Source organism: Microbulbifer variabilis, from assembly GCF_052468405.1.
The window spans coordinates 2,832,819-2,845,000 of the sequence record NZ_CP174343.1 but is presented as its reverse complement, the minus strand read 5'-3'; the positions used below and the strand labels follow the sequence as shown (position 1 = coordinate 2,845,000).

Here is a 12,182-nt window from a genome sequence, read left to right as displayed (position 1 = left end):
TGCTTCCAGGAAAAACTTCTAAGCTTCAGGCAATAGTGAACCGTACTCTAAACCGACACAGGTGGTCAGGTAGAGAATACCAAGGCGCTTGAGAGAACTCTGGTGAAGGAACTAGGCAAAATGGTACCGTAACTTCGGGAGAAGGTACGCCGGTTTTGGTGATGGGACTTGCTCCCTAAGCTGAGGCCGGTCGAAGTGACCAGGTGGCTGCGACTGTTTATTAAAAACATAGCACTCTGCAAACACGTAAGTGGACGTATAGGGTGTGACGCCTGCCCGGTGCCGGAAGGTTAATTGATGGGGTTAGCTTCGGCGAAGCTCTTGATCGAAGCCCCGGTAAACGGCGGCCGTAACTATAACGGTCCTAAGGTAGCGAAATTCCTTGTCGGGTAAGTTCCGACCTGCACGAATGGCGTAACGATGGCCACGCTGTCTCCACCAGAGACTCAGTGAAATTGAAATCGCTGTTAAGATGCAGTGTACCCGCGGCTAGACGGAAAGACCCCGTGAACCTTTACTACAGCTTTGCACTGAACTTTGAGCCTATTTGTGTAGGATAGGTGGGAGGCTTTGAAGCAGCGACGCTAGTTGTTGTGGAGCCGTCCTTGAAATACCACCCTGGTATGTTTGAGGTTCTAACTCTGGTCCGTTATCCGGATCGAGGACAGTGTATGGTGGGTAGTTTGACTGGGGCGGTCTCCTCCCAAAGAGTAACGGAGGAGTACGAAGGTGCACTCAGCATGGTCGGAAATCATGCAATGAGCATAATGGTATAAGTGCGCTTGACTGCGAGACAGACATGTCGAGCAGGTACGAAAGTAGGTCATAGTGATCCGGCGATTCTGTATGGAAGGGTCGTCGCTCAACGGATAAAAGGTACTCCGGGGATAACAGGCTGATACCGCCCAAGAGTTCACATCGACGGCGGTGTTTGGCACCTCGATGTCGGCTCATCACATCCTGGGGCTGAAGCCGGTCCCAAGGGTATGGCTGTTCGCCATTTAAAGTGGTACGCGAGCTGGGTTTAGAACGTCGTGAGACAGTTCGGTCCCTATCTGCCGTGGGCGTTGGAGATTTGAGAAGAGTTGCTCCTAGTACGAGAGGACCGGAGTGAACGAACCTCTGGTGTTCCGGTTGTCACGCCAGTGGCATTGCCGGGTAGCTATGTTCGGACGGGATAACCGCTGAAAGCATCTAAGCGGGAAGCCTCCTTCAAGATAAGATCTCCCTGGGAACTTGATTCCCCTAAAGGGCCGTGGAAGACTACCACGTTGATAGGCTGGGTGTGGAAGCGTTGTGAGGCGTTGAGCTAACCAGTACTAATTGCCCGTGCGGCTTGACCATACAACAGAGATGGTTACTAACGACTAGCTAAGCTAGCGGATTGTGAGTTAGAGACATACGATCGCTTGCGGTGTATTACTACAGATTGTTTTACCGACTTATTTGGGGTTATCGCCGGTCAACAACATGACCGAGGCAAACAGCGATAACACGGCAGGCCAAGCACATTGCTTATAAGACCAGCGCCAACCCAAGCCAGTTTGCCTGACGACAATAGAGTTGTGGAACCACCTGATCCCTTGCCGAACTCAGAAGTGAAACGCAACATCGCCGATGGTAGTGTGGGGCTTCCCCATGTGAGAGTAGGTCATCGTCAGGCTTCTAATCCGAAAGGGCCACCCAATGGGTGGCCCTTTTTTTATGTGTGAAAAAAACAAACAAAGACCTAAATTATGATTCCGTACTCTGGGAAAGGCCGTAAAGTCCGGATGTGGGTTGTGTTTATCTATTTTTAGGCTTCAAATTACTTGATTAGCTTCACTAAAAGATAATACTTAACTGGAATACAATAAGTAACATGTGGGCTGTAACTGACTATTTCAGTCGCTATGAAGTAATAATCCTTTTGAAAATAATAAATAGGGTCAAGGGGGCTTTATGCCAGGTAGGGTGAGATTTTTAATAATTGCTTTAATTATGCTGCTATCTTCTTGTGCAACTGTGGAATTAACAGATGCAGGAAGAGATATACAAATTGTGCAACAGATATCTATTTCTGATCTTGATAAATATTATGAAGTTGGTGAGGTTGCTTGTAACTTTGGATTTAATGCACGATCAGCAATCACTAATATAAAGCAATGCCGAACTGATTTGAAGAATCAAGCGGCACAGTTAGGGGGGCATGTGATTGTTATAGAGCACCAGCAACTCGGAACAGGAGGGGGAACATCCTATGGTAAGGGGTATTCTGGCTGCCCAAACTGTATTTCGATGGTGGGAACCACCTATAAGGAAAAAGATACTGCTACAAACAATAAAAACTAATTCGATTTAAATCAGATAGTGAATCAGGTGCTCTTTTAAAAGTTATATTAAAAGAGCATTATTCTGTCAGGACGATTTTACTTTCATTAAATGGCTTTTAGGGGCTGTTGTTTTGAATTTATAAGATTTATCTCTTATATTTTCAATTTTCACTAGATGTCATTCATTACTTTATATTTATATATAAAGTCGATATGCAAAGTATCGATTATAGCGTTCCTTCACTTTAATTCTAACAGTATTGACTATTAAAGACCATTGCATCGTAAATATGGGATGTTAAATTTCTGCTGAATGCGGTGCCAAAAGGTAAGCTTAGTTCCCACTTCTATAAATTATTTCTTAGAAATTCTACCAAGTAAGGCTAGAAAATATCTTCCCTGGTAACATAAATAAAACACCATGAGGATATAAACCATGTGGAAGCTTAAGTTTCTTTATGTAGTCTTGGGAGCTTTGACCACTTTCACTATTTTTAGTGGTTATTCAAAGTTTTCTGATTTTCCTTTAGGTTATGAAAAAACGAAGCATCGAGAGATTGCAGCTCGGGTAGGTAAGCATGAAATTAGCATTGAGGCACTGGATAGCGAGCTTCAATTTGCTCTATATGATATAGCTGAAATGCAATACGAGTTACGATTAAATAAGCTTCATGAATTAATAGGTAGTACGGGGGAGGGTAGAGCTGATATCGAGATATTATTACCTTTTCCACAGCCGCCTCGTATCGAGCTGACTTATAGTGCACGAAATATTCGAGGAAATCCCCGGGCGCCTGTCACCATCGCAGTATTTTGTTCTTTTCAGTCGCCACATTGTAAATCCACTCAGCCTGTGTTTAGGCGCTTAATGGTTGAGTATCAGGAATGGATAAGGCAGGTTAATTTCGATTTTCCTTTGAAGTTTCATAGAGAGGGTGTAATGGCTGCAGCTGTAACACGTTGTGCAGCAGAGCAAAGCAAGTTTTGGGAGTACCATGATGCATTATATACTCTGGCTCCAAGCGTTAATAAAAACGAATACGTACGCTTGGCTAAACAGCTTCAAATGGATAGTTCACAGTTTGATCGTTGTAGAGCTGACGGGCTATATAGATCTCAGGTGCTTGAAGACCAAAAACTAGCCATTGCTCTTGGACTAAAAAATGTACCCGTAGTTTTTATCAACGGCTTATACCTAAAGGGACCTCGCACTTTTGAACAGTATTCTTTCTGGATTGAAAAGGAATTGTATTCTTTGGGAATAAACCCAAAAGATGAAGCTGTCCAGAAAGATAGCAATAATATCAATGAGCGAAATTTACCCTTAACTAAATTGCCGCTTCGACTGCTTGGGATTAGCGAGTCGAGTGTCAAAAATAGATCAAAAGCATTAATTGAAGTGAATGGGGCAACGGCTCAATATTTCACTTTGGGACAAGCGCTTTTAGAGGGAGTCTCGCTGCTGCGGCTCTATTCCAAGTTTGCCGTCATTGAGAGCAATGAGGGATTGGCGAAACTTCCCCTTGAAGGTGAAGAGGGCACTGATATTTTATTGACCCAGTCATATATACATAGTGAGAAACTTAAGCGTCGTATTGAACAACCGATGGGACCTGGAACCCGTCAGCTAATCTCTCCATCTGGAGTGCTTACCCTGGGGCAGGAATGGTTGAGTAGACAATTGGAGGAGCGTGAAATCCTGGAGTCTAAGTTTACAGAGGCAGAACTGGAAGTCGAAGGGTATCACCTGATGCGACTGGAAGGCGTTGCTGATAATGAATTCTTTACTGCATTAGGCTTTCAGGAAAATGATGTATTGCTGAGGGTTAATGATAGCTGGGTTCATAGTGGTCAAAATGCCCTATGGGATGCGCTGACCAGCGGAAAGATAATTGATGTGGCATTCATGCGTAAGGGATTGCCACATCGATTACAGTACGTTGTTGAAGAGTTAGGATACTTTGAAGAAGAGCCGGATAGCGAGAAAGAATAACAGAAATAAGAAATGAGCCTGCTGTAACAACAATCTAAAAAAGCAACAGGCTCTATATCCACCGAGCAGTAAAATTTGAACTTAATTACTTATCTGTATTGCCTTGCCACAAAAGATCAGCCACTATATTCTGGCCTTGGACACTGGGATGGAAGCAGTCACCGCCATCAATATCGTCCTTACCAAATTGGAAAGTACCGGCATTTACCTCACCTTCACCAGTGTACTCGGCTATTACTTCAACGCCATTGGTGCCATTATAGCTTTCTGCCTCCTCGGCAAGTATTTCGTTATATCGACGTTGGGCTGAGCTAATACCGTTGTAGCGAGTGGTAAAATCCTCTCCATTCATAGTACCGCCATTGGTAGCAATTCGGCAGATACCAAAGGTAGACCAGACACTTTCACAGTCTACCCGAGAGTTTCCGGCTTGCTTTTCCAACCCTGCTGCGCGCAGGTCTTGTACACGGGGTACCGAACCGAGAAGAATAGTAGAGCCATTGGGCAGGCCTTCGACCAGTTTGTCTAACCCCGCGCGAATTGCAGAGCGCCATTCACTATCAGTGTAAAGTGGATCATCACAATTCGCCGGATCTACACACTCGCGGTTACAGATATCATTACCGCCTAAAACTACTTCTACGTGGTCAGCTACATTATTCTGCGAAAGAATCCGGTCGGCTTGAGTAGAGAAATTGTCTCCACCACTGAGCATTTCCGCTCCAGATTCCGCCGCATTTTTATTAGCGGCCATATTTGGTGAATTAACTTTATACTTGTCATGAATACTTTCAACTGAATTGTCATCACCATCAAACCAGGAGTGCTCTGGTTGGTCTCCACCAAGGAGACAGAAAAGATCCCAGAAATACTTATTGCGGGTACAGTCCGCTCCGAATGCCATGGTAATACTGTCACCCGCGGCGACCGACTTGGAGGGGGCTGCCATTGCTGGCTGTATCGACAAAACGCACAAAGCCAGGGTTATTACTACTCCATATTTATTCCACATTGTGTTTTCTCCCACACCGACTTTCGTCGTAGATAATTTTTTTTTTGGTACTGCATCGGTGAACCAGTGGAGTGTAGGTCGGAGTGGAAAAGGGAGAGAAGTGAATGCTTCCGACTAATTAGTCAGAGTTTAATAAGTTGAAGTGGGTTGGGGTTTTGTCGTCTGTAACATTTCTTTCTGCAAGGCCACTTCTATTAAAGATCTATGCGATGATATTTGTCCGCCCGGGTGACCTTCTGTTCATATCTGTTAGCTTCCACTATACTGCGCTCTACTTGTCGGAGTGCCTGTGGGCTGAGATCGCTGTTGCGAGATCCGTTGAACCTGATCGGGGTAACCCCCGCGTAGGGAACAAGATCTGAAGTCGCCTGTTTTGTTACAGTTTGGCGTCTTTTCTCTTTGTATGTGCCCTGGATGCTGCGACCTTTAAATTTCCAAGTTTTAAGGTTACGCATGTCTGAGATCATTGAACAATCCGGTAAAGCCGGAAAGTCCTCCCGCGCTGCCAGTCGCGATTCCGCTAAAGAATTTCTTGAGAATCTTACAGTTCAGTCTTTCCCCAACTCGAGCAAGGTGTATTTGCCCGGTGAAACTTCCGACATTCAGGTTGGTGCCCGCCAGATCTGTTTGGGAGATAGTTTGGTAGGGGGGGATGCAGAGAATCCGGTGTTTGAACCCAATGAGCCCCTAACCATTTACGACACTTCGGGCCCCTATTCCGAGCCCAATTTTAAAGTGGACGTACGGGAAGGGTTGCCCAAATTGCGCCAGGGCTGGATAGAGGCCCGCAGAGATACTGAACTGCTGGACTCTCGCCAAGCGGCCTACAGCCAGAAGCGTATGGCGAACCAGGGGCTGGATCATATCCGCTTTGAAAACCTTCCCAGCCCTCGCCGGGCCAAACCGGGACAGAATGTATCTCAGATGCACTATGCCCGCCGCGGCATTATTACCCCAGAGATGGAATTTATCGCAGTGCGCGAAAATATGGGGCGAGCCAAGTTGGCAGCGGAAATGAGTGAAAGTGAATACCAGAAGGCACGTGATGGTATTTACATCCCCGAGCAAATCACGCCGGAATTTGTGCGCCGGGAAGTTGCAGAGGGGCGGGCAATTATCCCGGCGAATATTAATCACCCGGAAGTGGAGCCGATGATTATCGGGCGCAACTTCCTGTGCAAGGTGAATGCAAATATTGGTAACTCGGCTGTGACTTCTTCCATTGAAGAGGAAGTGGAGAAACTGGTTTGGTCTACCAAGTGGGGCGCGGACACGGTGATGGATCTGTCTACCGGTGCCAATATCCATGAGACCCGCGAGTGGATTCTGCGCAACTCGCCAGTGCCCATCGGTACTGTGCCGATTTACCAGGCGCTGGAGAAAGTAAACGGAATTGCTGAAGATCTTAACTGGGATGTGTTCCGCGACACCTTGATTGAGCAGGCGGAGCAGGGGGTGGATTACTTCACTATTCATGCTGGCGTGCTTTTGCGCTATGTGCCGCTCACTGCCAAACGTATGACCGGGATTGTCTCTCGCGGTGGTTCCATTATGGCCAAATGGTGTCTCGCCCATCACCAAGAGAATTTCCTCTACACCCACTTCGAGGAAATCTGCGAGATTATGAAGGCTTACGATGTGAGCTTTAGTCTCGGTGATGGCCTGCGCCCGGGCTCCATTGCGGATGCTAACGATGAAGCCCAGTTTGGCGAGCTGCACACGCTTGGCGAGCTGACTGAAATTGCCTGGAAGCACGATGTTCAGACCATGATCGAAGGCCCCGGTCATGTGGCTATCCATAAGATTAAAGAAAATATGGATGAGCAGCTAAAGCACTGCCACGGCGCACCTTTCTACACTCTAGGTCCGTTGACCACGGATATTGCTCCCGGCTACGACCACATTACTTCCGGCATCGGCGCTGCACTTATCGGCACCTACGGTTGCGCCATGCTCTGCTATGTGACCCCCAAAGAGCACCTGGGTCTACCCAATAAAGAGGATGTTAAAGAGGGCCTTATGGCCTATAAGATTGCGGCTCATGCCGCAGACTTGGCCAAAGGGCATCCGCGGGCACAGAAGCGCGATGACGCCCTGTCAAAAGCCCGCTTTGAATTCCGTTGGGAAGACCAGTTCAACCTCGGTTTGGACCCGGAGCGGGCGCGCACCTATCACGATGAAACCTTGCCAAAGGAATCCGGCAAGGTGGCTCACTTCTGCTCCATGTGCGGCCCGAAATTCTGCTCCATGAAAATTACCCAGGATGTGCGCGATTATGCGGCCAAGCAGGAAGCGGCACAGGGCATGGAGGAAATGTCGATTAAATTTAAGGACATGGGCAGCGAGATTTATCACAAGGGCTGATGAGTATTTTGGGGGAGAGTCCTCTCCCCCAAGAATCGGATAGCAAAAGTACGGCGAGTGCACAGCGCATATCGCCGGGTGTCGATTTGGATTTGCGAAGATAGGTGGTCTGTGACAAGCGAAACCAAAGCCAAAGTAGCTATTGCCGGTGGCGGCCTGTTAGGTCGCTTGCTCGCCTGGCGGCTCTGCCAACGGGAACTGGATATTACCCTGTTTGAAGCGGGTGATTTGTCGGCCCCAGTCGGGGGAGCCTGCTGGGCGGCAGCGGGAATGATCTCACCACTATCGGAATTGGTGCACAGCGATAAACAGGTTTACAACCTGGGGCTGAAAAGCCTTGAGCTTTGGCCTGTGTGGGCCCGGCAGCTGAAGGAGCAGAGCGGGCAGGACGTGGAATACCGCCGAGCGGGCTCAGTACTGGTTGCTCACGGCAAGGATAGAAGTGAGCTGCTGCAATTCCTGCGGGAGTTACAGGGCAAGTTGGGTGAATCTGCCAGGGAGCAAGTGCAGCCACTCGATAGCAATACTTTAGCGAAATTAGAGCCCTCCTTACACGGCTTTGAGCAGGGGCTTTACCTGCGGGGTGAGGCGGATATCAATAATCACCGCCTATTGCCCGCGTTACTCAGCGTATTGCACCGAGGTGCAGTCACTCTGCGAGAGCACAGCAAGGTAAATTGCGAAGCCGGATATATCTCTGTGAACTCGGAGTGCGAACAATTTGATTGCGTGATCGACTGCCGTGGTCTCGGTGCCAAGGGGCAGATTGAAGGCTTACGCGGTGTCCGTGGTGAGGTGATGGTGGTGGAATCCCGGGAAGTGGTTTTGCAGCGTCCAGTGCGCCTGCTCCACCCGCGCTATAAGCTCTACGCTGTACCACGCAGCGATGGACGCACAGTAATCGGCGCTACGGAAATTGAGAGCGAAGACCAGTCGCCCATTTCCGTGCGCTCCAGCATGGAATTGTCTTCCGCGCTTTACTCCCTCAACCCGGCTTTTGCCGAGGCTCGTATTGTTGAGACCCGCGTAAATTGTCGCCCCGCCACTATGGATAATATGCCTTATATCCACAGCGAGGATGGGCTGTTTCGGGTGAATGGCCTTTACCGTCACGGTTATCTTTTAGCGCCGGCAGTAGTGGAGCAAGTGGAGAATCAAGTGGCACAACAACTGTTACAGGTGGTTTGATGCAGGTACTAATTAATGGGGAAACACAGAGCCTTGAATCCCCGCTAAAACTCTCTGCGCTTTTACAGCAGCTCGGCTATCGTGGAGAAACGTTTGCCGTTGCGATCAACGGTGGATTTATTCCCCGTACGGAATATAGCAATACACAGATAAATAACGGCGATAGCCTGGATATTGTTGCTCCGGTAGTGGGGGGGTAAAGGTGAGCGATCTATTAACACTTTACGGAAAAACATTTAACAGCCGGCTCTTGGTGGGCACCGCCCTGTATCCCTCCCCAGCGATTATGCGCGAATCCGTGCAAGCCTCAGCTTCGGAAATTATTACTTTGTCCCTGCGCCGGCAAAATCCGGCACAGCAGCAGGACAATCGATTTTGGGATTATATTCGCGAGTCCGGTTGTCAGTTGTTGCCTAATACCGCCGGTTGTAAATCGCCGCGAGAAGCGGTGGAGCTGGCAAAAATGTCCCAGGAAATTTTCCAGACCGATTGGCTCAAGCTGGAAGTGATTGGCGATGATTACAATTTGCAGCCAGACCCCTTTGGTCTGGTAGAAGCTGCGCGGGAATTAATTCAGTTAGGCTTCAAGGTTTTGCCTTATTGCACAGATGACCTGGTTCTGTGTCGAAAACTTTTGGATGTGGGTTGCGAGGTATTAATGCCCTGGGGGGCTCCCATCGGTACCGGGCAGGGCCTGCTCAATAAATATAACCTGCAAACACTGCGCGAGCGCCTGATTGATGTACCGCTCATTATTGACGCCGGAATCGGTGCGCCATCACAGGCGGCAGAAGCGCTGGAGATGGGCTTTGATGCGGTGTTATTGAATACCGCGATTGCAAAAGCCCAGGATCCGGTACTGATGGCTAATGCCTTTAAACTGGCTGTGGAATCCGGGCGCGCCGCCTTTAATGCCGGCTTGATGCTCAGGCGTCAAACTGCCAGCCCCAGCACCCCCACCCTGGATATGCCTTTCTGGCAGCAGGCAGAGAGCATATTGCAGGATTAGTATTTTTATGCGCGATCAACTCCAATTGAAAAAGCCAATTGTCTGGACCATTGCCGGCAGTGACTCCGGCGGTGGCGCCGGCATTCAGGCGGACCTGCTGACTTTTGCCGATCTCGGCTGCCATGGTTGCAGTGCTATCACGGCCAATACCGCACAGAATACGGTGGAAGTCACTGCAATTAATGCAGTTTCCCTAGAGGTCTTGGCTTCACAATTGCGGGCCTTACAGCGGGATCTATTTCCTGCCGCAATTAAAATCGGTCTGCTAGCGAATGCTGAACAAGTTGTTGCGGTGGCAGATTTCCTGCGCCAGCTGAAAGCGGTGCAGGCTGTTCCGGTTATATACGACCCGGTTGCTGTTGCCACCAACGGAGCCGGGCTCACCGAAGGGAATATTACCGCAACGGTGTTGGCTCAGTTGATGCCACAGTGTGATCTGGTCACTCCCAATTTACATGAATTGGAATGGCTTACCGGAGCCAGTGTCACGGGTGCGGAATCTATTGTGCAAGCTGCGTGTCAGTTGCACGCCCAGGGCGGTACTGCAATTTTAGTTACCGGCGGCCATACGCAATTGCGTGCGGGAGAAGTTTCCGACTTACTGTGGGATGGTGAAAAGGCCGATTGGATTATTGGTCGGGAAGTGTCCAGTACAGGCACACATGGCACTGGCTGCACCCTCTCCTCCGCTATTGCCGCCTGTCGCGCTTTGGGCTACCCGTTGCGAGATGCCTGCGTTGTGGGTAAAGCCTATGTACAGCGGGGCTTGCGTCGGGGAAATAATGCACATATCGGCGCTGGTGCCGGCCCTGTAGGCCACTGTGGCTGGCCCCTGGATTTAATCGACTTCCCGGAGATTTTGGTGCCGGGAGAAGAGCGTGCGCTGGATTATGGTTTTGGTGCGGCCCAGCCTCTTGTTCAAGGGTTTGTCCAAACAGACTCTCAAGCATTGGGTTTATATCCGGTAGTGGATACAGTGGAGTGGTTGCAGCGCCTGGCTGAGCTGGGGGTGCGTACTTTACAGCTGCGAATAAAGAATCCGGGTGGGGACCTGCGCGCACAGATTGAGCGTGCAGTGGCTATTGGCAGGACGTATAACCTGCGCCTGTTTATCAATGATTACTGGCAGTTGGCGATTGAGTGCGGCGCCTACGGCGTGCATTTGGGCCAGGAGGATTTGCAGTCTGCTGATCTGAGGGCAATTCAAGCGGCAGGATTGAAGCTGGGTATCAGTACCCACGGCTTCTATGAATTACTGTTGGCCTACCGTTATCGCCCCAGCTACCTGGCGATTGGTGCAATTTATGCGACCAACACCAAGGATATGTCGGATCAGTTGCAGGGCGTGCAGAAACTTGCGCGAATGGCCGCGCTATTGCCCGAATATCCACTCGTGGCAATTGGTGGTATTAATATGCAACGGGCCGGTGCGGTTATCGCTAGTGGCGTTGGCAGTATCGCCGTGGTCAGCGCTATAACTAAAGCGGAAGATTACAAGCAGGCGGTTGCCGATTTTAATGTCCTGTTTAAAGGTAAGCATGCGGAAGTAGAGCCATGTTAAGTAGTAAGGAATTACAGCGTTACAGTCGCCAGATAATGTTGCCCCAGGTGGGTGAAGAAGGGCAGAAAAAACTGTCTTCTGCTCGAATTATGATTGTTGGTTTAGGTGGGCTCGGCAGCCCGGCAGCGATGTATCTAGCCGCAGCCGGTATTGGAGAGCTGCACCTGGTGGATGGTGATCATATCGATCTCTCCAATTTACAGCGCCAGGTTTTGTACAAAACCAATCACCAGGGAAAATCCAAAGCCATGGTGGCTGCACAACAATTGGCTGCGGCCAATCCAACTATTCGCATTCACCCCCACAGCCAAATGGCGAATGAATCCTGGCTGCGTGAGCAGATAAAACAGGTGGATCTGGTGTTGGACTGCACCGATAACCTGGAAATCCGCCATACGATCAACCGGGTTTGTTATCAGGCAGGATGTCTGGTGGTAATGGCATCGGTGCAGGGGTTTTCCGGCCAGCTGATTAGTTTTGATTTTTTTGAAGGAAAAGGTCCCTGTTATGCCTGCCTGTTTCCGCCCCAGGAGCAGGCTGAAGTCCAGAACTGCTCTACAGCAGGTGTGATCGGTCCTGCGCTGGGTGTAGTTGGCAGTATGCAGGCTCTGGAGGCCATAAAGTACTTGGTAGGGTTGCCGGTATCGAGCTTGAATAAATTGCACTTAATCGAGACGGAAAGCTTAGCTCTGCAAACTTTGCAGCTGCCGAGCCATAGTAATTGCCCGGTTTGTAATACCTAG

Annotated in this window: 9 protein-coding genes, 2 rRNA genes and 1 riboswitch (1 of these 12 only partly in view); of the genes, 10 read left to right on the top strand and 1 reads right to left on the bottom strand. The window is 49.3% G+C overall.

Features of this window, described 5'->3' with window-relative positions; translation table 11 throughout:
• The 4 genes from ACJJJB_RS13025 to ACJJJB_RS13010 form a co-directional block, all read left to right on the top strand.
• Positions 1 to 1,344: ribosomal RNA gene (locus ACJJJB_RS13025) — 23S ribosomal RNA — on the top strand (it extends 1,534 nt beyond the left edge of the window).
• Positions 1,345 to 1,547: 203 nt separating this feature from the next.
• Positions 1,548 to 1,663, top strand: a 5S ribosomal RNA gene (gene rrf / locus ACJJJB_RS13020).
• Positions 1,664 to 1,941: 278 nt separating this feature from the next.
• Entirely contained in the window at positions 1,942 to 2,331 is a 390-nt protein-coding gene (locus ACJJJB_RS13015) for a hypothetical protein (protein WP_020413588.1), read from the top strand.
• Positions 2,332 to 2,748: 417 nt separating this feature from the next.
• Complete coding sequence (locus ACJJJB_RS13010) at positions 2,749 to 4,305, top strand: thioredoxin domain-containing protein (RefSeq protein WP_020413587.1); 1,557 nt, start codon at positions 2,749 to 2,751, stop codon at positions 4,303 to 4,305.
• 85 nt (positions 4,306 to 4,390) lie between these two features.
• Here the strand turns inward: ACJJJB_RS13010 and ACJJJB_RS13005 are convergent, their stop codons facing one another.
• On the bottom strand, positions 4,391 to 5,317 hold the full coding sequence (locus ACJJJB_RS13005) for an SGNH/GDSL hydrolase family protein (protein WP_445365029.1): 927 nt from the start codon (positions 5,315 to 5,317) through the stop codon (positions 4,391 to 4,393).
• 269 nt (positions 5,318 to 5,586) lie between these two features.
• A riboswitch (TPP riboswitch) is annotated at positions 5,587 to 5,685 on the top strand.
• Positions 5,686 to 5,770: 85 nt separating this feature from the next.
• Here ACJJJB_RS13005 and thiC point away from each other — a divergent pair.
• From thiC to ACJJJB_RS12975, 6 genes are all read left to right on the top strand, one after another.
• Positions 5,771 to 7,681 (top strand): phosphomethylpyrimidine synthase ThiC, encoded by a 1,911-nt coding sequence (gene thiC / locus ACJJJB_RS13000; RefSeq protein ID WP_445365028.1) that lies wholly within the window; start codon positions 5,771 to 5,773, stop codon positions 7,679 to 7,681.
• 111 nt (positions 7,682 to 7,792) lie between these two features.
• Positions 7,793 to 8,869, top strand: a complete 1,077-nt coding sequence (gene thiO, locus ACJJJB_RS12995) for a glycine oxidase ThiO (RefSeq protein ID WP_445365027.1) — start codon at positions 7,793 to 7,795, stop codon at positions 8,867 to 8,869.
• The gene (gene thiS, locus ACJJJB_RS12990; RefSeq protein ID WP_108734077.1) at positions 8,869 to 9,069 is read left to right on the top strand and encodes a sulfur carrier protein ThiS; all 201 of its coding nucleotides are present in this window, start codon (positions 8,869 to 8,871) and stop codon (positions 9,067 to 9,069) included. The genes thiO and thiS overlap by 1 nt, the downstream gene beginning before the upstream one ends.
• 2 nt (positions 9,070 to 9,071) lie before the next feature.
• Entirely contained in the window at positions 9,072 to 9,878 is an 807-nt protein-coding gene (locus ACJJJB_RS12985; protein WP_445365026.1) for a thiazole synthase, read from the top strand.
• Positions 9,879 to 9,885: 7 nt separating this feature from the next.
• The gene (gene thiE, locus ACJJJB_RS12980) at positions 9,886 to 11,439 is read left to right on the top strand and encodes a thiamine phosphate synthase (RefSeq protein WP_445365025.1); all 1,554 of its coding nucleotides are present in this window, start codon (positions 9,886 to 9,888) and stop codon (positions 11,437 to 11,439) included.
• Positions 11,433 to 12,182 carry a HesA/MoeB/ThiF family protein gene (locus ACJJJB_RS12975; protein ID WP_445365024.1) on the top strand — a complete coding sequence of 250 codons (750 nt, stop codon included), beginning with the start codon at positions 11,433 to 11,435 and terminating at the stop codon, positions 12,180 to 12,182. Before thiE ends, ACJJJB_RS12975 begins: the two co-directional genes overlap by 7 nt.